The following is a 22613-nucleotide window of genomic DNA, read 5'->3' on the forward strand; positions in this document are numbered from 1 at the left end:
TCCTATTGAGAATTTTTGCAAATTAGTTATTCTTATTTAGCTATTGAGACTTGAGATTGGTACATATCAATCAGGTCGAGTTTGAGAATTTTAAATCTTTTGGGGGAAATGTAAAAATACCTCTTGAAGAAGGTTTTACTGTGGTTACGGGTCCTAACGGTTCTGGGAAAAGTAATATTTTAGATGGAATTTTATTTTGTTTAGGTCTAGCTAATAGTAGAGGTATGAGGGCTGAAAGATTACCAGATCTAATAAATAACTCAAAAGTTAAAGAGGGCAAGTCATCAGAAACATCTGTATCAGTAAAATTTAATATTCAAGATTGGTCTCCCAGAGAGGACCTTCCGCCTTTGGAACTAGAAGAAGATGAAATTGCCCTTAATAAAGGTCAAAAAGAATGGGTAGTTTCTAGAAAATTAAGGCTTATGCCAGGTGGTTCTTATGCTTCTACTTATACTTCCGATGGCAAACAATGTACCTTGCAACAAATACAGAGAATATTAAGAGATATTAGTGTTGATCCTGAAGGCAGCAATGTTGTTATGCAGGGTGATGTTACAAGAATAGTATCAATGAATAATAAGGAGAGGAGAAATCTTATTGACGAATTAGCAGGAGTCGCACTTTTTGATACAAGAATAGAACAAACTAATGCAAAATTAAATGACGTTTTCGAAAGACAAGAAAGATGTGAAATTTTAGAAAATGAATTGCAATCTAGTAAAAATAAGCTTGAAAAAGAATGTGAAAAAGCAAAGCGATATAAAGAGTTAAAGGCAAAACTATTACAAATAATGGAATTAGAGAAAGTTCTTATTTTTGAAAAACAAGTTAAACATGTTGAATCTATTGAAAAAAAAGAAAGTGAAATTGAAAAAAATAAAATTTTATTTAATAAACAAAAAGAATCTATTAGTAAAGAAATATTAGTCTTAGAAGATGCTTTGAAAATACTTGTTGATGAGCTTAAGGAGAAAGGCGAGGATAAATTGATTAAAGTGAATTCTGATATTGGAAGTATTAATTCTAGCTTGAGAGAACTTGATAGGATATCAAGTCTGAATAAAGAAGAAGGTATTAAATTACAAAAACAGAGAGATGAAATTGCAATTTCTAAAAGAAATATTGAGTCAGAAAAGATGAGAAAAGAAAATTTCGATGATAATTTTTTAAATCAATTGAACTTGCAAATTGATGATCTCACTCTAAAACACAAACTATCCAGGAAAAAACTTTCTGATGCGGCTGGAGAATCTGGAGAATTTTCAAAACAAAGTATCAAATTAAATGCTGAGCTTGAAAGTATAAAAAATCAAATTAATCCTTTGGAAATAAAAAAAAGGAAAATTGAAGAAGAAACTATTCAAAATAATATTCAAAAAGATGAGATATTGTCACAGATCGAATCCTTAGACTTAGAAAAGCAGAAACTTTTTCAGGTAAACCAAAGCAAAAAAGAGACATCCGATACAAAGAATAAAAATTTGAAAAGTAACAGCGCAGAAATTAATTCTCTAAAAAATGAAATTGATTTATTAATTAAAACTAAATCCAGGCTAAATAACGAGCAATTAAGGCTTGAAAAGGATTTATCTAGATTCGAAAGTAGAAAGGAAGCTTTAAATGAATCTAGAGGTTCATATGCTCTCAGAATTCTCTTAGAGGCAGGGTTAGAGGGTATACATGGTTATGTAGCTCAACTTGGAGAGGTCAGTGAGAAAAATAGATATGCATTAGAAATTGCTGCTGGAAATAGGTTAGGACAAATTGTTGTTGATAATGATCATATTGCTGCTAAAGCAATTGAAATTCTTAAAAAGAAGAAAGCGGGAAGATTAACTTTTTTACCTTTAAATAGAATTAAAAGTCAAAAAAAGAATTATGCAATTTCAAGATTTGAAAATAACAGGGAGAATGGATTTATTGATAAAGCTATTAATCTAATTACTTTTGATGAAGTCTATTCAGACGTTTTTCGATATGTTTTTGGAGATACTTTGGTTTTTTCAGACTTATCCTCAGCTAGGTTATCCACGCAAAAAAATAGGTTGGTTACCTTAAGTGGTGAATTATTAGAAGCAAGTGGAGCTATTACAGGAGGTAGTAAATTAAATAAAGATTTGGCTTATAGGTTTGGAATTAATAATGATATTGATGAATCCAGCCCTATAAAAGAAAGATTATTAGTTATCGAAGAAGCTTTAAAAGAGTCAAATAATGATTTGATAATAAAAAATAATAGACTTAGTAAATTAAATTCTAACCGCAGTCAAATTATTGAGGATTGTGCTTCATTTAATAAAGAAATTGAAGTAAATCAAGATTCTCTTAAAGTTGTCTCGCAAAGAATTGAAGATTGTAAATCTAGATTAAATAAACTTGATACTGCTAATAATTTATTAGTTAACGAGTTAGGTCATTTAAAAGATGAATTGAAGCCTTATCACGATAAGTTTAATCAATTACAAACCATTCAAAAGGCAAATTATGAAAAAAATCAAAAATCATCATTAATAGCTTTTAATGACGATTTTAATAATCTTGATAAAAAACTTGAATTACTTATTGAGGAGAGAAATACATTACTAGATAAAAAGAATCAATTTGCTTTAGATAAAGAGCGTATTAATAATTCATTAAAAATTATTTTACTACAAGAAAAAAACTTGCAGGAATCTATTAAACAACTCGCAATTGCTCATAGTGAATGGATAGAAAAAAGAGATGAATTTAAAAAAGAGCTTTTAGATCTCGATAATCAAAAAAATTCTCTAGAGAGGGATTTAGGTTTATTGAGAAGGAAAAGAGATGAATTAAACTCTTCAATTTCAAATAAAAGGCAAGAATATAATAACTATCTCTTAAAGCTTGAATATCTTGAGAGGGATATGCATTCTCTTAAAGAAGAAATGAGGAGCGAGAAAATAAAATTAGAAAATTATAAAAAAGATCTACCTAATCCATCCCCTCAGTTTGGAGAATATGAAGGGAAAAGTCTTGAATCTTTGCAATCAGAAATTTCGATCATCAATGCAAAACTGCAAAGCTTAGAACCTGTTAATATGTTGGCTCTTGATGAACTAGAAGAATTAATTGAGAGATTAAATGGTTTGCGAGAAAAATTAGAAATTCTTTCTAATGAAAGATCCGAATTATTACTGAGAATAGAAACCGTATCTACGATGCGTCAGGAGGCTTTTATGCAAGCATTTACAGAAGTTGATAAACATTTTAGAGAAATTTTTGCAAATTTATCTGATGGAGATGGATTTCTTCAACTTGAAAACCCTAATTCTCCTTTAGAAGGAGGATTAACTTTAGTGGCTCATCCTAAGGGGAAAAATGTCAGAAGATTAGCATCTATGTCAGGTGGTGAAAAATCGTTAACTGCTTTAAGCTTTTTATTTGCTTTGCAAAAGTATAAACCTTCTCCTTTTTATGCATTAGATGAGGTTGATAGTTTTTTAGATGGCATTAATGTTGAAAGGCTGTCAAAACTAATATCGAATCAGTCATCAAATGCTCAATTTATAGTCGTCAGTCATAGAAGGCCTATGATTAGTGCGTCTGAACGAACAATTGGGGTTGCGCAAGCAAGAGGTGCTAATACTCAAGTTCTTGGGTTACCAAATGCTGCATAAACACACTTTTTTAAATTTATACGTCAGAATGATAAAAAGAAATTTATGAGCTTGTCTAACACATCTGCTAATAAGAATCTCCCTAACTCGGTTCCTAGCGAACGTTTGTGGTTAAGGTCAGAATTAATGGGAACTCAAGTGATAACTACTGATACTGGGAGGCGGTTAGGTGTAGTTGGCGAAGTTGTTGTTGATATCGATAGAAGAGAGGTGGTCGCTTTGGGACTAAGAGATAATCCACTTACAAGATTTCTACCAGGTTTGCCAAAATGGATGCCTTTAGAAAGTATAAAGCAAGTTGGAGATGTCATATTAGTTGACTCTCTTGATTCTTTGAGTGAGAGTTTTTCTCCAGAAAGATATGGAAAAGTAATTAATTGTCAGGTTATTACAGAATCTGGACAACTTTTAGGAAGAGTTCTTGGCTTTTCTTTTGATATTGAGACTGGGGATTTGATATCTCTTGTTATGGGTGCAGTTGGTGTTCCGCTTTTAGGTGAGGGAGTTTTAAGTACTTGGGAAATACCTGTTGAGGAAATTGTAAGTAGTGGTACCGATAGGATTATTGTTTATGAAGGTGCTGAAGAGAAATTAAAGCAACTAAGTAGTGGTCTACTTGAGAAACTTGGAGTCGGTGGTTCTGCATGGGATGAAAGGGAAGCAAATGGATACACAGCAAATCTTGTACCTGTTGAGAATCAGTTACTTTCAGGTTCTGAATCAGAACAGCAAAACAATTTGATCGAGGAATATGAAGAAGTTGTTGAACAAGATGATTATGAAGATGATTATGAAGATGATTATGAAGATGAACTTGAATATGTTGAAATAAAGGGTTCTTCAGGGGAAACAAATAACACAAAAAAGCTATATATGGATAATGATTATTCTGAACGGATTGAGAATCAAAATAGTATTAATCAAATAGATGAAAAAAACAATATTGATTCTAAGCAAAAGAAACAATCAGCTACCAATTTAGCTTCGAAAAGACCAATTCAAAATGCAACTGAAACTTTAGATATTGAACCACTAGATGAACAAAATTTAGTTCAAGATAATAAAAAATCAGAAAAGTTTGAAATTGATGACCCCTGGTAATTGTTAAAGTTTTTTTACTGAATTAAGAATTATAGAAGCAAGTTTTTTTGCAGCACCTTTATCGCCTCTTTCTTTATTTAGATTTTCCCTAATAATTTTTAATTGATCTCTATTTTTAATAAGAAATAATACTTCTCTTGCAATTTTTATTGGTGAAATATTACCTATCCTTTCAGGGACAATCATTTTTTTAGCTTTAATATTTGGCCAAGCAAAAAATTTCTTTTTTTTAAAATAGAAATTTTTGATTATAAAGGTTAGGAATCTATTTATGAATGAAATTTTTCCAATTACTCCAAAAATACCATCCCAGGCATTCATCATATTTAAATGTTGAGTTGGCAGAACAACTAACATTGGAAGACTAATTGCTGCTAATTCTGCAGTATTTGCTCCAACAGTTGTAATTGCGAGATCACATTCTTTTAATATTTCATAGCAAGGATGTTTCTTGATTAGATAAATCTTTGTATTTTTTGATGTTTCAATTACATAATCAAAACGAGAGTCTTTGAAGTTTTTTATTGTTTTGATGTTTGATGAGTAATATTTAGCAATTGGATTTTTGTTGCTTTGAAAAAATAAATATTCACTTTTATCAGTTGTTGGGGCAATGGGAATTATAAAATTTATATTTTGATTTTCTTCAGCAATATGATCTGCAACTTCTAAGAAGAAAGGAATTCCAACAGAAAGCTTTGCTTTCTTAGAACCAGGCAACAATGCAATATGATGTTTTTCTTTATTTCTTAATGATATTGCGCTATTAAGTTTGATATCTGCCATCAAATCGCCAATGACCTTACATTTATATTTATATCTTTTAGGTATTGACTCTTTTACTTTTACATTCATAGCAGCAATTGCGTCGGTCCATTTAGGCCATCGCGAAACCCATTCAGCATATGTAATATTTAAATAACCTAATCTTTTAGCTAATAAAATACTCCAAAATTGATCCCCACCAAGAAAAATAACCACCCCTTTTTTTGGCCAATATGCAAAAGAATGTGGCTTTATTAATAATTTCCAAAAACTTTTGGATTTTGTAATTAATTCGAATTTATTCCATGAATTTGCAACTAAAAATTCTTTCCCAGTGGCATTTGGGCAAGGGACAAGAACTAACCTAAGAGTGAAATCGTTTTTATCGGCATCACTTAGTGATTTATTTACTTTGTTAAGCTCATCTATTACAGGATTTACCCATGTAGTTAATTCACCAGGACCATTGGAAATTATAACTACTGCAACTGATTTTTTTTTCATTGCAGTCAAACCAGAATACATTAAAATGCGGACGGCGAGACTTGAACTCGCAAGGCCGAAGCCACACGCTCCTTAGACGTGCGCGTCTACCAATTCCGCCACGTCCGCAAAGGGTTTTCAGCAACCGAGGGGATACCTAAACCTTAAAAATATAATACATTATTGGCTGAAATAAGCATGTAGTTAGAAAAGAGTATTTTGGAATATCATTAATAATTTTTCTATTGCATAAAACAAATATTTATACATATATAACGTTTTAGGTTGTATTGTAAAAAATGTCCTCTGATTACTAAAAAAATTTGTTGAATACTTTGGCAAATAATTTTTTATTTTAAGTCATTTCATTTCTTCAATTTTATTTTCATAATGGTTGAAAAAGTTTTAATTGCTAATCGTGGAGAAATAGCTTTACGAATTGTCAGAAGTTGCAGAGAACTAGGCATTGCAACAGTTGCAGTTTTTAGCACTGTAGATAAAAAAGCATTGCATGTTCAGCTTGCTGATGAGGCGGTTTGCGTCGGAGATTCATTAAGTAATAAGAGTTATTTAAATATTCCAAATATACTTGCGGCTGCTACATCAAGAGGAGTTGATGCTATTCATCCTGGTTATGGATTTCTTGCGGAAAATGATAAATTTGCTGAGATGTGCAATGATCACGGCATAGTTTTTATTGGCCCATCTCCTAAAGCTATTAGATCTATGGGAGATAAATCTACAGCTAAAGAAACTATGGAAGCAGTTGGAGTCCCAACAGTACCAGGTAGTAAAGGCTTGTTATCAAATGTTGATGAGGCTTATAAATTGGCAGATGATATTGGCTATCCGGTAATTATTAAAGCGACTGCTGGAGGAGGTGGAAGAGGTATGAGGTTGGTTGAAAACTCTAATAATCTCGAAAAAATGTTTAAAGCAGCTCAAGGCGAAGCAGAAGCAGCTTTTGGTAATGATGGTTTATATATGGAGAAATTTATAAAGAAGCCAAGACATGTAGAAATTCAAATTTTGGCCGACAGGTCGGGGAATGTTGTTCACTTAGGAGAGCGAGATTGTTCAGTTCAAAGAAGACATCAGAAATTACTAGAGGAGTCTCCCAGTCCTGCAATTAACCCTGAACTAAGAAAAAAAATGGGGAACGCAGCTATTGCTGCAGCAAAAAGTATCGGCTACGAAGGAGCGGGAACAGTTGAATTTTTAGTTGATGATGATGATAATTTTTATTTTATGGAAATGAATACTAGGATTCAGGTTGAACATCCTGTTACTGAAATGGTTACAGGGGTAGATTTAATAGCTGAGCAAATTAAAATCGCAAGCGGAGCAAACTTGGAATTTAATCAAGATGATATCCATTTAAACGGTCATGCCATTGAATGTAGAATCAATGCTGAAGATCCTTCTCACAATTTCCGACCATCACCTGGAAAAATAACCGGGTGGCTTCCTCCTGGTGGCCCTGGTGTAAGGGTGGATAGTCATGTCTATACAGGCTATGAAATACCTCCTTTCTATGACTCATTAATTGGCAAATTAATAGTATGGGGAAAAGATCGTAATACTGCAATTAAACGTATGAATAGAGCTTTAAATGAATGTGCGGTCACTGGTATTCCTACAACAATTAACTTTCATCTAACTTTACTGAATAAATCTAAATTTAAGCAGGGTAAGATACACACTAAATATGTAGAAGAAGAATTATTGCCAAATTACTGAGAAATAGTTAATTATTGCTATGAAATATGTGTATGTAATGCAAGTTTTATAAGCCCTTGTTGACCGACTAAAATTTCTCTTAAAAAGCTTATAACTCCGATCCAAATTACGGGTCCAACATCAACACCTCCAATAGGAGGAATTAGCTTTCTTGTTAAATTAAGAATTGAACTTGATGGTATTGAAATTAATAACCATAAACCTTTACTTAAATCAATTTTTGGGTACCAAGTAAGTATTAATCTTATTAAAAAAACTATAGTTAGATATGAAAGAGAAATTCCTAAACTAATATCTAAAATTTTAAGAGAGTTAACAAGCAAGAAATCACAATTATTTAATTCATCTTAATAAATAACCCATTGAAACGTATTTAATTCGTATTATAAATTGAGAATTTAATATTTAAAAAGTGTTTCAAATCTCAAATTTATTAATAGCCGCAGATTTTTCTGCTGAAGTTGCAAATAATTCCGCAGTGGGAATGATAGGTAGTTTTATTGCTGCTGCCTTACTTATCGTTATTCCAGCCACTGCATTTTTGATATTTGTCAGCCAGAAAGATTCCCTCGATCGTACTTCTACTGGAAGACGCTAGTTTTTGTAGAAGTTTTAAGTACACTATATATATAGGGGATATAAGTAACCCTTAAAAAATAAATTTTTGGAGAAAGAATGTGGTCAATGCTAGTCTCAATTGGGCCAGTATTGTTGGTATAGTTCTCGCCGTATGTGGAGGAGGCCTTTATTTCTTGAGGTCCTTTAAGCCTGCCTTGGCAAGGGATTATGATGTTTTCTTCGCAGCAATTGGACTTTTGTGTGGAGGAATATTATTTTTTCAAGGCTGGAGGTTAGATCCTATCCTTCAGTTTGGTCAGTTTTTACTTGCAGGAACTACAGTTTTTTTCGCATATGAAAGTGTGCGATTGAGGGGAGTTGCTACTGATCAAGCTAGAAGATCATCTTATTTTGATGATGATCCTATTTCTGATGGTCCCAGAAATTCTAGAGGCCGATTTAATGATGATTATGATAGCTTTGAAGAATCTGAAAGACCATCCAGAAGATTTAAACCTCAAGAAGATGAATTTGAAGCAGACTATATGGAGGGGAGATCTCGTAGGAGGAATGTTTCAAGAGCGATACCCTCTGCTGCAGCAAGTAGAAGTAGGCCATCTACAAGGGAAATAAGTCAGTTTGAAAATGACGAACCTATGAGAAGGAGAAGACAGACTTCTGAAAATAGAAATAGTAAACAACCAGAAACAAATAACTTTGGTGAAAGAAGAAATTTATCTCGCGATGAAGTTAAAACAGGGTCTAGACCCAGAATGAATCGTACAGTTTCTAGACAAGATAATATCTCTGCTCCTAGTGATTCTTCTCCATTAAGAAAGAAACCTACTAGATCCTCTATTAGGCAGCAAACTTCAACAACTCAAGTAGAAGATGCTTCATTTAAAGATGCTAATCAAGCTAAAAAACCGCGTGAGACTGGTAGAGTAAGCTCTTCAGCTAGATCAAGTTCAAAAAATCAAAATAGTAGATATAGCGTTGGAACAAATAAGAAGAAACCAAGAGATAACAGTTCTAGATTTGATGATTAATTATAGAATTCCTGCCCATGTTAAAAACGATTGTTTACTAAATAATTCAATCAATACTATTGCTAGGAAGCCAATCATGGCAAACCTTCCATTAGTTATTTCAGAATAACTACTCCATCCAAATTTATATTCATCTTTAATTTCTATAGATTTTTCTTCTAATTTATTGTCTTCAATTTGTTCATTGATCTGATTCGGATCTTTTTGCTCTTCTATAAAACTCTCATTCTCTAAATTAGTGACTTCTGAGTTAGTTTGTTCTTCTTTAGAATTCATTTTTTTTGTTAATCCTTAAAATTATACTTATCAGAAGTCAATAATTTCCAGTCTCCTTGTCCATTTAATTCTAAAATATTTTCGTGAAAATCTTTTAAGCTAGGTCTATGTCCAACACTTATTAGAGAAAGTTCTCGTTCCTTTAGTAAACAATATAGTTTTTTTTCAGTGTTAATATCTAAAGCACTTGTTGCTTCATCAAGTACTGCAAATCTTGGAGAATTTAGTAAGAGTCTTGCAAAAGCTAATCTTTGTTGCTCCCCTAGGGAAAGAATTCGTGGCCAATCTTGTTTGATATCAAGATTAGGATACCGATCCACTAAAGTTTTTAAATTTACTTCATGTAGTACAGAAGTAAGATGTTCATCACTAAATTTCTTAACTTCTGTGGGATAACATAATTGTTCCCTTAAAGAACCAAGTAACATATATGGTTTTTGAGGTATGAATAATAATTCCCCAATTTTTGGTTTTTTAATTACTCCCTGATTGGGTTCCCATAAACCACTAATCATTCTTAGTAAAGATGTTTTTCCGCACCCAGATGGTCCTACAACCAAAAGTGATTGATTATTTTCGATGCTTAAATTTAAATTTTTAATTATTGTTTTATTTGATCCTGGTGGGCAAAGGTCAGCATTATTAATAAGAATTGAGGGGTAATCTGAAATAACGTTTTGATTACTTGTTGGGTTGGTTTGACTAATGGATTCAACTTTAGATTGGAATCCTTCTAATCTGCCAATACCAGCAGTAAATTTTGCAAGTTCTTCGATTTGATTAACAATGAAAAATAACGAACCTTCAACCATTCCAAATGCAAAGCTTGCCTGAATAAAGCGTCCATAATCAATTTCACCTTTAAAGTAAGGGATTGCCATTATTAAATATGGAAAGAAATTGCCAGCATAATTAATGGATCTTCTCATGACGTCAATTATTACTCTCCATATAATTAGTAAATTAAAGTTTCTCACCACTTCTCCTAAGCGTCTTTCAGTTTCAGTTCGTTCAGGATTCTCTCCAGAGTAAAAGGCTATTGATTCAGCATTATCTCTAATATGTACTAAGCCGTATCGAAAATCTGCTTCATATCTGAGTTGATCAAAATCAATCTTTACAAGATTTTTTCCAGCGATTAAAAGGATAGAAGTTGCAAATGCAGCATAACCAAATAAAGAAAAAGTAAGAGTTGTGCTAATACTCCACAAAATAAGAATATTAAGTGAAAATGTTAGTAGGGCATCAAAAATACCTAATGTGAAAGAGAGACTTTGCCCGGTAAAAGCTCGGGTATCATCTGTGATTCTTTGATCAGGATTATCTACATCGGTTTGTTCTTCATCATTGGGATTTAATTGGTAATAAGCTTTATTAGTCATGTAATCTTTGACTAAACTTTTTGAAAGCCATTCTCTCCAAATTATTCCTAACTTATATGTAAAAAATATTTGGGAAACACGTATTGGTAAAGCCACAGCAAAACAACAAGCGTAAATCCCTAATATCCTGTAAAATCCATCTTCTTGTTTTTCTACCAAAGCATTCGTTAAATCTCTTGCAATGAATCCAATACCTGCGTTTATTCCGTTTACCGCTAAAAGCATTAATACAATTATCGCAAGGAATAACCAATGTAACCATCTACGGTTTTTTAATTGACGTCTTAAGCTAAAAAAGCTCCCTGATCCAATTAAAAATAAAGCAGAGAAAAGTAATCCCCAGCTACCGGCCCATATTGAATTGACAGTACTTACTACACCTCCGAAATATTTTTCAAGAAAAATTGGTTGAAAGCTTTCAAAAAAACTGATTATTCCTGTAAGACCAACAAGTACTACTCCACCAACACAAAATAAAAGAGAAACCAAAAGCCATATGAATTGAAATCCATTACATTGATCTATTGGAAGAAAAAACGGCTGAGATAGCTTCCTTAATTTTTGTAATTGGTACAGTATTTTGGATTTATTATTAACAGCTTTATTCATTACTCGACTAGTGTTATGAAATAAATTATAACTTTTAGCAGTCTATTGACCAAAGCCAATAAATGAAAGTGCCCAGTCAGGTAAATTCAAGTAATTCAAGATTGTTGCATCAAATTCATGAACTTTTGGAAAAGATTTATCTAATGCCCACCATAGTAGGAAAGGTAAATTAAATAAAATTTGGAATTGCCATTTATAAGTTAAAACGTTCCAAATTTTTATTAACTTAGTTTTGAGTGAATCATCTAGCTCTTCCCAATTTTTTAAAATTAAATTGAATAAATTTCTAGATTCTGTATTTAAGGACTCTGGAGTATTCATTTTGTTTTTATTTATTTATAACCCATTAATATTTCTTTCGAGAGTTTTAACCTGGAGGCCAATTCATTTTTCTTCCAGATAAAAAATGAATATGTAAATGAAAAACTGTTTGTCCAGATTCTGCTCCAGTGTTAATTACTGTTCTCCAGTTAGTTAAATTTTTTGATTTAGCTATTTTGCTACCAACAAAAAGTAAATGCCCTAATAAATTTGCATCTTGCTCAATACACTCTAATAAACTGATTATTGGCTTTTTAGGAATCACTAAAAAATGTACTGGAGCTTGTGCCTGGATATCATTAAACGCAATACAAAACTTATCTTCGTAAAGCTTATCGCAGGGTATTTCTTCATTAATGATTTTTTGAAATATTGTTGTTTCAGTCATTAAATTAATTAATTGAGATAACGTCTTTTTCGTTAAACCCTTCTTTTAAAAGTTCTTTGTTCAAATCATCTTTTGATGTAACTCTATCTACAAATAATATTCCATTTAAGTGATCCATTTCGTGTTGAATACACCTCGCTAGAAGTCCATCTGCTTTCATTTTACGTGGTCGTCCCATTTCATCTCTAAATTTTAATTTTATAGTTGATGGTCTTACTACATTCAAATAGACGCCAGGTATACTCAAGCAGCCTTCTTCGTATGAATTAAGGGTTGTTCCAAAGTCTGTAATTTCTGGATTGATTAATATTAAAGGTTCTGCTGCTGAATCTTCAAAATTTACGTCTATGACAAGAAGCTCTTTGTTGATTCCAATTTGAGGTGCAGCAAGTCCAATTCCTTTAGCTGCATACATGCTTTGAAGCATTTCTCTAGCAAGTTTTCTAATCGATTCGTCAACTTTAGTTATTCTTTTGGAATTTTGTCTTAATACATCATCACCAAGTTTATAAATGCCTAGAGATGGCTTATCTGTTTGTTCTTTTGCAATTTTTTCTGCGTTTCCATTTGTTCTTGACTTTTTTGCAAGTTGTGAAAAATGGTTTGCCACGTTAAAAAAAGGTTTTTACTTAAGAGTTTAGCTATAAAAATACTAGCACTTTAATTTGTATTCTTTATAGTTTTTTTACATGAGTAATGGTGATAAGTTAAAAGTTAAGCAAACTGTATCTAAAAAAAAATCTTTTAAGGAATTAACTATTGTTAGAGATATCATTTTTTGGATTGATTTTGTTGGTGAAGGTCAAAATAAAAATGCTATTTTTGCAAGGCCATTTAATGAAAAAGAGGCGTTTCCTCAGAAATTAACAAGTAAAAAATATAATATTAAAAATAACTTTCATGGATATGGTGGTAAATCTTATAAATGTATCTATTTAAAAAATAATTTTTATTTGATATGGATAGATCAGATTACCAAAGCAGTGTGGTTTCAAATTTTTAAAGAGGTAGCATCAAATTATAGAAGTCAAAAAAGTTATCTCGATTCAGTTCAAGAACCGAGACAACTATCTAAATCAATTGATGGAAATTTCGATTCTTCATTTGTTATATCTCAAAAAAATTTTTTATATGGTATCTGTGAAATTAATAATAGAGATTACTTATTTTCTTTAAACTTAAAAAAAACTAAACAAGATATTTACCGAATAAAAAAATTTAAAAATTTCGCTGGAGAATTATCTTCTAATACTTCTGTTAGCTTACTTTCTTGGCTCGAGTGGGATTATCCATACATGCCCTGGGAGAAAAATGATCTTTGTTTTGCGCAAATTGAATTAGATGGAGAGATAACAAAAATAAAAAAATTTTCAGATAAGCTGATTAATGCCAAAAAAAACGTTTCTTTTTTTCAACCTTATTGGATAAGTGAAACTCTTTTAGTATGTTCTGAAGATAGTTCTGGATGGTGGAACTTATTGTTTTTAGATGCTAGTAAAATTGAGAATATTTTTATTAAAAAAAGAGTAGAGAGAAATTTTGTTGAATATGGAGTACCTCAGTGGGTCTCAGGAATAACATTTTTTTCAGGTGATATAAAAGATTTATTTTGTTTAGCAAAAAAAGAAAATAATTTAGTATTTGAACAATATAAAGATCTTCAATTCGTTAAAGAATTTTCTACTCCTTTTTCCTCAATTAGTGATTTTAGTGTTTTTGAGAAGAAAGTAGTTTTGAAAGGTCATGGATCTGATTTTCTTGGAAATTTACTTGAAATTGATTGTAAAAACGAAGTTTTATTAAATGTTTTTGAGGAAATAAATGCTGAATATTTAAAAGATTGTTCAAAACCTGAATCTTTTTGGTTTAAAGGTTTTGAAGATAAATCTACTCATTCTTTTTTATATAGGCCGCTTGTTGAAAAATTTAGAAAACCACCCCTTTTTGTTAGAGCTCATAGTGGACCAACTTCATTTTTTGATGGATCATATAATTCTGAAGTTCAATATTGGACGTCGAAGGGTTTTTTTGTTGCTGAAGTCAATTATGGAGGATCATCAGGATTTGGCAAAGCATATAGAGAGAGGTTGAATTGTAAATGGGGTATTGTTGATTCTTATGATTGCAAAGCACTAGCTCTTGAATTGATTAAATCAAATCAAGTTGATAGTGAAAAAGTAGTAATTTTTGGGAATAGTGCTGGTGGGTTAACTGCCTTGAATTGCTTATTATATGGGTCTATTTTTACAGCAGCAATTTGTAAATATCCTGTTATTGATTTGAAGGATATGCATTACAACACTCATAGGTTTGAAAAAGATTATTTAAATTCTTTGGTAGGAAATTATGCAAAAGACCATGCTGACTATATCAATAGATCACCGATAAATCATATTCACAAAATAAAAAAACCTGTCTTATTGTTTCATGGAAAAAAAGATACAGTTATTTCTTATAAACAAACTTTAAAAATTCAAGAAATTTTGATTCAGAATAATAAATATTCAGAAGTTATTTTTTTTGATAATGAAGGGCATGGTTTTAGAAATATTGAAAATAAAGAAGTAGTAATGCAAAAATCTCAGGAATTTTTAAAAAATGCTTTGAATATTTAAGAATTGATGTTTAGAAAATCAATAGTATCTTTTAATTTTTCTATAAACATATCAATTTCTTCCTTATTTGTTGTGAAATTCATGCTGATTCTAGCTGTTGATTTAATTCCAATGTATCTGTGAAGAGGTTGACAGCAATGGTGGCCGCTTCTGATGCAAATCCCTTTTGAATCAAGAATTTCGGCAATATCGTTTGAATGTATATTTTTAATATAAAAGGTGGCAAGTGAGGCTCTATCAGGATCTATCTCCGGCGATGGACCTATGATTTCAATATTTTCTATTTGATTTAATTTTTCAAATAAATATTTAGTAATAGTCTTTTCATATTCATGAATTTCATTCAATCCAATATTTTTAATATAATTAATTGCTTCTGCAAGACCTATCGCTTCTGCAATGGCTGGAGTTCCAGCTTCAAATTTGTGTGGTAACTCTGCCCAAGTACTTGTCTCTTCAAAAACATCTTGAATCATTTCGCCACCTCCAAAGAGAGGAGGAATTTTTTCTAGAATTTCTTGTCTTGACCAGAGGAAACCAATACCCGTAGGACCGCATAGTTTATGTCCTGATCCAGCTAAAAAATCTATGTTAAGATCAATCACATCTAGTTTTTGATGAGCCAAACTTTGGCATGCATCTATTAACACTAAAGAACCTTTTTGTTTGGCTAATTTAGTTATTTCTTTGATTGGATTACAGCAACCTAGAGTATTACTAACATGGACTAGGCTAACAAGTTTAGTTCTAGTTGTTAGTTTTGATTTAAAGTCGTCTATATCTAATTTCCCATTTTTATCTAAACCTATAAATTTTAATTTGCATTTATTTTTTGCTGCAACCATTTGCCATGGAACGATATTGCTATGATGCTCCATTATTGATAAGAGAATTTCATCGTTTTCTTTTAATGAATATTCGCCCCATGATCTAGCTACTAGATTGATTGCCTCAGTAGCATTTCTTGTGAAAATAATTTCTTTTGCTGAATTCGCTTTTATATATTTGCTAATTAAATATCGTGCATTTTCAAATTCTTCTGTTGCTTTAGCACTTAATTGATGTGCCCCTCTATGTACATTGGCATTAAAGTTTTTGTAATATTCATCAATTTTTTTTAAGACTTGTATTGGTTTTTGTGTGGTTGCAGCATGGTCTAAATAAATAATTTGCTCGTTACTTTTTAAGTTCTTATTTAAAAGAGGAAAGTCTTTCTTCGTTTTTTCAGGAAAATTTTGAGTCGTTTCCATTAATTCTCATTTAAAAGTTTATCAAGCAAATCCCATTTATCTTTTGAAATGGGAATAAAAGAAATTATTTCTTGAAAGTAAGAACTCAATTGTAGTTTACTTGCTTCTGTTAATGTGATCCCTCTTGTTCTCATATAAAAAAGTTCTTCCTCATTTAGTTGCGAAATTGTTGCTCCATGTTTGCATTTGACATCATCAGCAATTATTTCTAATTGAGGTTTGGTATCTATTTGTGCGAGATTTGATAAAAGTAAATTTCTGCTTAATTGGGAAGCATCAGTTCTCTGGGCAATTTTCGGAACTATTATTGAACCTTCAAATATTGCATGTGATTTATCATCAGCAAGTGATTTATTAATTTGATCTAGAAATCCATTTGGTCCATTAAATTCTATTTTTGTATAGGTTGAAATTTGCTCATCTTTTTTTGTTATTTGCATACCTTTGATATTTGTTTTAGCGTTTCCTGAAGATTGTTTAATACTAATTTCAAATCTCGCGTAATTGAATTTGAAATGTAAAGATCCTAAGTTGTATGCACTATTTTTTTGTTGAATTACATTGAGAGAATTTAATAGATTGGATCTGTTTTCACCGTAAGAGACAACACCATGATTTACGGAACTATTTTCTTTCAAGCAAAAGAAAGTTGATTGAGATAATGAAGAGTTTTCTTTACCAAGATTCACTTGTAATAATTCAACATCACAATTCTTTTCTAAAAATATTACGAGGGTTTTTGCGTTTAAAGAATTACTTGATGCATGACTAAAAATTTCAATAGGAGGAATTTTGGATCCATTTATTTTTAATCCCAAAATATTATTTTTACAACTTAAAGACAGATTTAGTAGGTCACTCCAATTTTCGTTTTGCTTAAAAAAAGATATCTGTTCCTTGATATATTTTTGTATTTCATCCTCACTTAATTGCTGTATTGAATAATTTTTTTCAATTAATTTAATTTGGCAATTCTCACCAATTATTAATCTAATAGTACTTGCAGAATTTTTCGGATATGGCATATCAAATTGTGAATCTTTCTCATTAATTGAGTAATCTAAAAAGTTTGACAATTTTGATTTATTTGAAAGTCTCCATAGTTCACTTTTAGGATTAGGGAGAGGGCTTGATTGTAATTTATGAAGACAGATTTTTTGTATTTCTGTTTGATTATCAATCGATTTATTAGTTTTTATTTTTTCAATTATTTCCATTTGTTTAGGTCTCTTTTATAAAGTTATCAGTCCATTCATAACCTTTTTCCTCAAGCTCTAGAGCAAGATCACTCTCACCAGTTTTTATGATTTGTCCGTCTGACATAACATGGACATAATCTGGTTTAATTTCATCTAATAATCTTTGATAATGGGTAATAAGTATAATTCCAGTTTGTGCATTAGATATTTTTTTAATTCCTGATGCCACTATTCTTAGAGCATCGATATCTAGACCAGAATCGGTCTCATCTAATATTGCTATCTTAGGTTCAAGCAAAGCCATTTGTAGAATCTCATTTCTTTTTTTTTCACCTCCGGAAAAGCCTTGGTTTACACTCCTTGATAAGAATGCGTGATCCATTTTCACAATTTCTAACTTTTCTTTAACTAATTCTTCAAAATCAAAAGTATCCAATTCTTCTTTGTTGAGGAATTTCCTTCTAGCATTAGTTGAAACTCTAAGAAACTCAAGATTACTTACACCTGGAATTTCAATTGGATATTGAAAACCAAGAAAAATTCCTGATTGAGATCTCTCTTCAGGTTCTAGAGAGTTGATGTTTTCACCTAAAAATTTTATGTCGCCATTTGTAATATTATACGAGGGATGTCCCGCAATGATTTTCGAAAGAGTACTTTTGCCACATCCATTTCTTCCCATAATGGCATGGATTTCTCCAGGATAGACAGTTAGTGAAACCCCTTTTAATATTGGAAGATTATCAGTAGATGCAGAGAGATTGTCAACTTCTAAAATTGGATCTGATTCTTTCATTTTACTTTGCATTTCAGTTCAGAAATTGATTAATTAACCTACTGATCCCTCTAGTTTAAGTGCCAGTAACTTATCTGCTTCAGCAGCAAATTCCATAGGTAATTGATTAAATACATCTCTGCAAAAACCGCTGACCATCATAGATACTGCCTCCTCAAATTCTATACCTCTGCTCTGGAGATAAAAAAGTTGGTCTTCTGAGATTCTACATGTGCTTGCTTCATGCTCAATTTCAGAATTGGGTTGTTGAGATTTGATGTAAGGGAATGTATTTGCAGAAGCTTGATCCCCTATTAACATTGAATCACATTGACTGTAATTTCTTGATCCTGTAGCTTTTGTTCCCATTTTGACAAGACCTCTGTAGCTATTTTTTGAGTTACCTGCACTAATACCCTTGCTAACAATAGTTGATTTGGTCTTAGGGCCAATATGGATCATTTTTGTGCCGGTATCTGCTTGCTGAAGATTATTGGTGAGAGCAACTGAATAAAATTCTCCTACAGATTCTTCCCCTAAAAGAAGACAGCTAGGATATTTCCATGTAATTGCAGACCCTGTTTCAACTTGAGACCAGCTAATTTTACTTCTCTTTCCTAAGCATTTTCCTCTCTTGGTGACAAAATTAAAAATTCCGCCAATACCTTCTTCATCACCAGCATACCAATTTTGCACTGTTGAATATTTTATTGAGGCGTCGTCTAATGCTACAAGCTCTACAACTGCTGCATGTAGGGTATTTGTATCAAACATTGGAGCTGTACAACCTTCTAGATAACTTACAGAACTTGATTCTTCAGCAATGATTAGTGTTCTTTCGAATTGTCCTGAATCTCCACTATTAATTCTGAAGTAGGAAGATAGATCCATAGGGCAGGTAACACCTTTTGGGATATAAACAAAAGAACCATCACTAAAAACTGCAGAATTTAGTGCTGCAAAATAATTATCATTAGCTGGGACCACTGTACCTAAATATTTTTCAATCAAATCCGCGTGATTTTTTACAGCTTCACTAATTGAGCAAAATATAACTCCATGTTCAGCAAGTTCTTCTCTAAAAGTTGTGGCTATAGAAACACTATCAAAGACAGCATCTACTGCTACATTTGTGAGTTTTTTTTGCTCCGTGAGGGGTATTCCTAATTTGTCAAAAGTCTCAAGAAGTTTGGGATCAACTTCATCTAAGCTAGAAATTTTCTCTTTTTGCTTGGGAGCAGAGTAATAAATAATATCTTGATAATCAATATTTTTATATCCTAATGCTGCCCAATCAGGCTCTTTCATTTTTTGCCATTTTTTAAAGGCTTTTAATCTAAAATCAAGAAGAAATTTTGGCTCTTCTTTTTTCTGTGAAATTAATTTTATGATATCTTCATTTAATCCCTTTTCTATTTTTTCAGTTTCAATATCAGTAACGAAACCATATTTGTAAGGCTCTTTTACTACATCTTTAACTAAATTTTCGTTGACCATGTTATCAAAAATAACCTATTACAATTAGCTTTATATACTTTAACGAAAGATACCCCCAATATTGAGTTTTTTTCCTTTATTAAAACTAAAAATTAATGTCTAATCATTTTGATCCCTTGTCTAACCCATTAAACATAGAAACTATACAAGAAATTGATAATCTTGATCTACCCATAATGCAAAAACATCATTTAAGAATACTCGCTCATTGTCTTCAGATTTTAAAAATTATCAATGTAGATAATAGTTTGGAATATCAAAATAAAAATCCCTTGAGAGAATGGTGTGATAAACAATCCAAAAAATTTGATGATAAAAAATTTAGTGATCTTTTTTATGAGCAGTTAGAATCCACCTCGAAAAAATTAAGTACTTTTTCAAAAAAAATAGGTAAAAGTATTGAGGATTTAGAGATAGATGATTTATTACTTCTGGTTGAACAACAACGATGAATTCTCTTTTATCTAAATGATCCCGAAGAAAAAATATATTTTTGTTGAGTCGTTAACAAATTTAGGTAATAAAATTTAAAAAAAAAGAAAATTAATTTACATTGCAAAAGGATCTGAAAATTAATTAATTTCTGTGATACCAACTGTTTTGAAGAGAAATATCAATTTTGAAAATTTTTTAGTAGTCAGAGGATCCTGACGACAGGTCAAAAAGACACACAATTCCTAAAAAAAAAGAACATACTGATCCCAAGCAAAAACGGAGAATTTAAAGTGGCTGACGGGATCATTAATAAAGATCAATTACTCTCACTAACCCTCAGACAATTACGTCAAGAAGCAAGTAAACTATCGGTTCCGTTGTACAGTCGCAAAACAAAAGCTGTTTTAGTTGATTTAATAATTAAATATCAAGAAAAATCTACAAAAAAAACATATATTTCACCTCCTGAGCCAAAATCTGAAGAAACTTCTAAGCCTAATGCTTTCAACAGTAGTGAAGAAGTTAAAACAAATGTAGTTTTCCTACCCCGAGACCCAGATTGGGCTTATGTTTTTTGGCAAATTTCTGATGCAGATAGAGAAAAAGCACAATCTTTGGGAGCCAATAAATTATGTTTACGATTATTTGATGCATCTGGTTCTGAAGGAAGCAATTTAAATCAAGGTACCCTAAGGGAGATAGCAGTTGATAGTTATAGCACTGAGTGGTACTTGCCAATTCCACTTGCAGATAGAGACTATAAAGTTGAATTAGGTTACAAATATGGTTTTAACTGGATGTCATTGGCATTTTCTTCGATAAGCCATGTTCCTGGGTCCCATCCTTCTGAGCAAATTCTTGATAAATTTGTACCTTTTAATCTAGATTCTACTTCTGAGTCAATCCCAGATATTTCTAATCCTGTTGTTTCAGAACAAAATGGCATTCATGAAAGGTTATACCAAGCAGCAACTAATATTCCTCTCAGAAGAAAAGTTGGTTCTGAAGAATTTATGGAAAATGTAAATTCAACAAACCTCAATGATAATCTTACAGATTCAGGTGCTGGTAAATGGTCATCAGGTTTAAATGATTCTGGAAGCGGAATTGTTAAAAATAGATCTTTTTGGCTAGTTGCTGATGCTGAATTAATTGTTTATGGAGCTACAGAGCCTTCTGCAAAATTGACAATAGGTGGAGAAGATGTACCACTTGCTGCAGATGGTACTTTTAGAATTCAAGTTCCATTTAGAGACGGGACTCAAAAATATGATATTAAAGCTGTTGATGTATCCGGTGAGCAAGAAAAAAGTATTTCAATGAATTTTGATAGAACTACACCACTTGACGATACTAATGAAAAAGATAATGCTGAGACTGAATGGTTTCAATAAATTAAATTAATGCTGAAAAAAATTGTAGCTTTTACTCCAATGTTTGGGGCATTAACGTTTCCACTAATAGTTCCAATTACAATTTCTAAATTTGGTGTTAACTATGGAATTCTTTGTGCATTATTAATTTCTTCAATATGGTTTATCGCTATGTTAAGAACATCCGAAATGCCTCATTAATTTAGTTAGATTTTTGGAAGTTTCTTAAAAATATGAATAAAGTTAGTGTAATTAATATTAATTCTCCTTTTCTAGATCAAAAACCAGGTACCTCTGGATTAAGAAAAAGTACTTTAAAGTTTCAGGAAGAACATTATCTAGAAGTTTTTATTGAAGCAATCTTACAATCATTAGAAGATTTAAAAGGTTCAACATTAGTAGTTGGTGGTGATGGGAGATATGGCAATATTGAAGCAATAGAAAAAATTGTTCAAATATGTATTGCTCATAAAGTTCAAAAGGTTATTGTTCCAAAATATGGTTTATTATCTACTCCTGCTACATCACATTTAATTAGAAAAGAAAATGCGATTGGTGGAATTATTCTTTCTGCAAGCCATAATCCTGGTGGGATTAATGGCGACTTTGGAGTGAAATTGAATATCTCTAATGGTGGCCCAGCTCCTGAGATAATTACCAATAAGATTTTCAAGGCTTCACAATTACTTACAAGTTATAAAATTTGTAAAATTAAATTACCTGATTTTAGTGAATATGGAACTTATCCTTACGACGAAACTACCTTAGAAATTATTGATGGATTAACAGATTATTCTAATTTGATGGAGAAAATTTTTGACTTTGATCAAATTAGTGATTTTTTAAAAAAAGACTTCTCGTTAATCTTTGATGCAATGAATGCGGTTACAGGCCCATATGCAAAAAATATTTTTGTTGAAAAAATGGGTCTTGCTCCTGATTGTGTAATGAATGGTAACCCGTTAAAAGATTTTGGAGGTTTACATCCTGATCCTAATCTTACTTACGCATCCCACTTGGCTGATTTAATATTAAATAAAAAATCTTATAATTTTGGTGCTGCATGCGATGGAGATGGAGATAGGAATATGATTTTAGGAAGTGGATGTTTTGTAAATCCTAGTGATAGTCTTGCAGTTATCACTGCTAACACAAA

21 protein-coding genes and 1 tRNA gene are annotated in these 22613 nt (G+C 31.5%); 10 read left to right on the plus strand and 12 right to left on the minus strand.

The window, feature by feature from the left end:
- Positions 1 to 50: 50 nt before the first annotated feature.
- Complete coding sequence (gene smc, locus EU98_RS05885) at positions 51 to 3641, plus strand: chromosome segregation protein SMC (protein WP_032515471.1); 3591 nt, start codon at positions 51 to 53, stop codon at positions 3639 to 3641.
- A gap of 45 nt (positions 3642 to 3686) precedes the next feature.
- Entirely contained in the window at positions 3687 to 4742 is a 1056-nt protein-coding gene (locus EU98_RS05880) for a PRC-barrel domain-containing protein (RefSeq protein ID WP_032515472.1), read from the plus strand.
- A gap of 3 nt (positions 4743 to 4745) precedes the next feature.
- Here the strand turns inward: EU98_RS05880 and EU98_RS05875 are convergent, their stop codons facing one another.
- Both EU98_RS05875 and EU98_RS05870 read right to left on the minus strand, forming a co-directional pair.
- Entirely contained in the window at positions 4746 to 6032 is a 1287-nt protein-coding gene (locus tag EU98_RS05875) for a hypothetical protein (RefSeq protein WP_032515473.1), read from the minus strand.
- Positions 6033 to 6037: 5 nt separating this feature from the next.
- Positions 6038 to 6119, minus strand: a tRNA-Leu gene (locus tag EU98_RS05870).
- A 261-nt stretch (positions 6120 to 6380) separates the two neighbouring features.
- Between EU98_RS05870 and accC the strand changes: the two genes are divergently transcribed.
- On the plus strand, positions 6381 to 7730 hold the full coding sequence (accC, locus tag EU98_RS05865) for an acetyl-CoA carboxylase biotin carboxylase subunit (protein WP_025923813.1): 1350 nt from the start codon (positions 6381 to 6383) through the stop codon (positions 7728 to 7730).
- 17 nt (positions 7731 to 7747) lie between these two features.
- Here the strand turns inward: accC and EU98_RS05860 are convergent, their stop codons facing one another.
- Positions 7748 to 8053 (minus strand): YggT family protein, encoded by a 306-nt coding sequence (locus tag EU98_RS05860; RefSeq protein ID WP_032515474.1) that lies wholly within the window; start codon positions 8051 to 8053, stop codon positions 7748 to 7750.
- Positions 8054 to 8142: 89 nt separating this feature from the next.
- Between EU98_RS05860 and psbX the strand changes: the two genes are divergently transcribed.
- On the plus strand, positions 8143 to 8328 hold the full coding sequence (gene psbX / locus EU98_RS05855) for a photosystem II reaction center X protein (RefSeq protein ID WP_032515475.1): 186 nt from the start codon (positions 8143 to 8145) through the stop codon (positions 8326 to 8328).
- A gap of 79 nt (positions 8329 to 8407) precedes the next feature.
- Entirely contained in the window at positions 8408 to 9337 is a 930-nt protein-coding gene (locus EU98_RS05850) for a Ycf66 family protein (protein ID WP_032515476.1), read from the plus strand.
- On the opposite strand, the gene EU98_RS05845 is transcribed toward EU98_RS05850, so the two are convergent.
- The 5 genes from EU98_RS05845 to def are packed head-to-tail and all read right to left on the minus strand — an operon-like array spanning position 9338 to position 12923.
- The gene (locus EU98_RS05845; RefSeq protein WP_032515477.1) at positions 9338 to 9613 is read right to left on the minus strand and encodes a chlorophyll a/b-binding protein; all 276 of its coding nucleotides are present in this window, start codon (positions 9611 to 9613) and stop codon (positions 9338 to 9340) included. It lies immediately after the preceding gene.
- Between the two features lie 8 nt (positions 9614 to 9621).
- On the minus strand, positions 9622 to 11604 hold the full coding sequence (locus EU98_RS05840; RefSeq protein ID WP_032515478.1) for an ABC transporter ATP-binding protein/permease: 1983 nt from the start codon (positions 11602 to 11604) through the stop codon (positions 9622 to 9624).
- Between the two features lie 42 nt (positions 11605 to 11646).
- Positions 11647 to 11925, minus strand: a complete 279-nt coding sequence (locus EU98_RS05835) for a hypothetical protein (protein WP_032515479.1) — start codon at positions 11923 to 11925, stop codon at positions 11647 to 11649.
- 46 nt (positions 11926 to 11971) lie between these two features.
- Positions 11972 to 12313, minus strand: a complete 342-nt coding sequence (locus tag EU98_RS05830) for a histidine triad nucleotide-binding protein (protein ID WP_025905813.1) — start codon at positions 12311 to 12313, stop codon at positions 11972 to 11974.
- A gap of 4 nt (positions 12314 to 12317) precedes the next feature.
- Positions 12318 to 12923 carry a peptide deformylase gene (gene def, locus EU98_RS05825; protein WP_032515480.1) on the minus strand — a complete coding sequence of 202 codons (606 nt, stop codon included), beginning with the start codon at positions 12921 to 12923 and terminating at the stop codon, positions 12318 to 12320.
- 79 nt (positions 12924 to 13002) lie between these two features.
- On the opposite strand from def, the gene EU98_RS05820 reads away from it, so the two are divergent.
- Complete coding sequence (locus EU98_RS05820; RefSeq protein ID WP_032515482.1) at positions 13003 to 14928, plus strand: alpha/beta hydrolase family protein; 1926 nt, start codon at positions 13003 to 13005, stop codon at positions 14926 to 14928.
- Here EU98_RS05820 and EU98_RS05815 read toward each other — a convergent pair.
- Genes EU98_RS05815 through sufB form a run of 4 tightly spaced genes read right to left on the minus strand, consistent with a single transcriptional unit; the run spans position 14925 to position 19649 of the window.
- Positions 14925 to 16178 carry a SufS family cysteine desulfurase gene (locus EU98_RS05815; protein ID WP_032515483.1) on the minus strand — a complete coding sequence of 418 codons (1254 nt, stop codon included), beginning with the start codon at positions 16176 to 16178 and terminating at the stop codon, positions 14925 to 14927. The two genes, EU98_RS05820 and EU98_RS05815, sit on opposite strands and share 4 nt — an antisense overlap.
- The gene (locus EU98_RS05810) at positions 16178 to 17395 is read right to left on the minus strand and encodes a SufD family Fe-S cluster assembly protein (protein WP_032515484.1); all 1218 of its coding nucleotides are present in this window, start codon (positions 17393 to 17395) and stop codon (positions 16178 to 16180) included. The genes EU98_RS05815 and EU98_RS05810 overlap by 1 nt, the downstream gene beginning before the upstream one ends.
- 4 nt (positions 17396 to 17399) lie before the next feature.
- Complete coding sequence (sufC, locus tag EU98_RS05805; protein ID WP_032515485.1) at positions 17400 to 18185, minus strand: Fe-S cluster assembly ATPase SufC; 786 nt, start codon at positions 18183 to 18185, stop codon at positions 17400 to 17402.
- Positions 18186 to 18206: 21 nt separating this feature from the next.
- On the minus strand, positions 18207 to 19649 hold the full coding sequence (sufB, locus tag EU98_RS05800; RefSeq protein WP_032515486.1) for a Fe-S cluster assembly protein SufB: 1443 nt from the start codon (positions 19647 to 19649) through the stop codon (positions 18207 to 18209).
- Positions 19650 to 19744: 95 nt separating this feature from the next.
- On the opposite strand from sufB, the gene EU98_RS05795 reads away from it, so the two are divergent.
- The 4 genes from EU98_RS05795 to EU98_RS0108875 form a co-directional block, all read left to right on the plus strand.
- Complete coding sequence (locus EU98_RS05795) at positions 19745 to 20101, plus strand: hypothetical protein (RefSeq protein WP_032515487.1); 357 nt, start codon at positions 19745 to 19747, stop codon at positions 20099 to 20101.
- A 273-nt stretch (positions 20102 to 20374) separates the two neighbouring features.
- On the plus strand, positions 20375 to 21478 hold the full coding sequence (locus EU98_RS05790) for a DUF4912 domain-containing protein (protein ID WP_032515489.1): 1104 nt from the start codon (positions 20375 to 20377) through the stop codon (positions 21476 to 21478).
- A 9-nt stretch (positions 21479 to 21487) separates the two neighbouring features.
- Positions 21488 to 21658 carry a hypothetical protein gene (locus EU98_RS09660; RefSeq protein WP_032515490.1) on the plus strand — a complete coding sequence of 57 codons (171 nt, stop codon included), beginning with the start codon at positions 21488 to 21490 and terminating at the stop codon, positions 21656 to 21658.
- Positions 21659 to 21690: 32 nt separating this feature from the next.
- Positions 21691 to 22613, plus strand: a 923-nt coding sequence (locus EU98_RS0108875; RefSeq protein WP_032515492.1) for an alpha-D-glucose phosphate-specific phosphoglucomutase, incomplete at its 3' end; no start/stop codon positions are given.

This window comes from Prochlorococcus marinus str. MIT 9314, from assembly GCF_000760035.1.
In the GTDB taxonomy this organism is placed as follows: Bacteria; Cyanobacteriota; Cyanobacteriia; order PCC-6307; family Cyanobiaceae; genus Prochlorococcus_A; species Prochlorococcus_A marinus_B.

Coding starts and splice junctions, on each gene's coding strand:
- EU98_RS05815 (WP_032515483.1), bottom strand. CDS start 16,178: ATGGAAACGACTCAAAATTTTCCTGAAAAAACGAAGAAAGACTTTCCT.
- sufB (WP_032515486.1), bottom strand. CDS start 19,649: ATGGTCAACGAAAATTTAGTTAAAGATGTAGTAAAAGAGCCTTACAAA.
- EU98_RS05835 (WP_032515479.1), bottom strand. CDS start 11,925: ATGAATACTCCAGAGTCCTTAAATACAGAATCTAGAAATTTATTCAAT.
- EU98_RS05795 (WP_032515487.1), top strand. CDS start 19,745: ATGTCTAATCATTTTGATCCCTTGTCTAACCCATTAAACATAGAAACT.
- EU98_RS05810 (WP_032515484.1), bottom strand. CDS start 17,395: ATGGAAATAATTGAAAAAATAAAAACTAATAAATCGATTGATAATCAA.
- EU98_RS09660 (WP_032515490.1), top strand. CDS start 21,488: ATGCTGAAAAAAATTGTAGCTTTTACTCCAATGTTTGGGGCATTAACG.
- EU98_RS05830 (WP_025905813.1), bottom strand. CDS start 12,313: ATGACTGAAACAACAATATTTCAAAAAATCATTAATGAAGAAATACCC.
- EU98_RS05875 (WP_032515473.1), bottom strand. CDS start 6,032: ATGTATTCTGGTTTGACTGCAATGAAAAAAAAATCAGTTGCAGTAGTT.
- EU98_RS05840 (WP_032515478.1), bottom strand. CDS start 11,604: ATGAATAAAGCTGTTAATAATAAATCCAAAATACTGTACCAATTACAA.
- sufC (WP_032515485.1), bottom strand. CDS start 18,185: ATGCAAAGTAAAATGAAAGAATCAGATCCAATTTTAGAAGTTGACAAT.
- EU98_RS05845 (WP_032515477.1), bottom strand. CDS start 9,613: ATGAATTCTAAAGAAGAACAAACTAACTCAGAAGTCACTAATTTAGAG.
- accC (WP_025923813.1), top strand. CDS start 6,381: ATGGTTGAAAAAGTTTTAATTGCTAATCGTGGAGAAATAGCTTTACGA.
- EU98_RS05880 (WP_032515472.1), top strand. CDS start 3,687: ATGAGCTTGTCTAACACATCTGCTAATAAGAATCTCCCTAACTCGGTT.
- EU98_RS05820 (WP_032515482.1), top strand. CDS start 13,003: ATGAGTAATGGTGATAAGTTAAAAGTTAAGCAAACTGTATCTAAAAAA.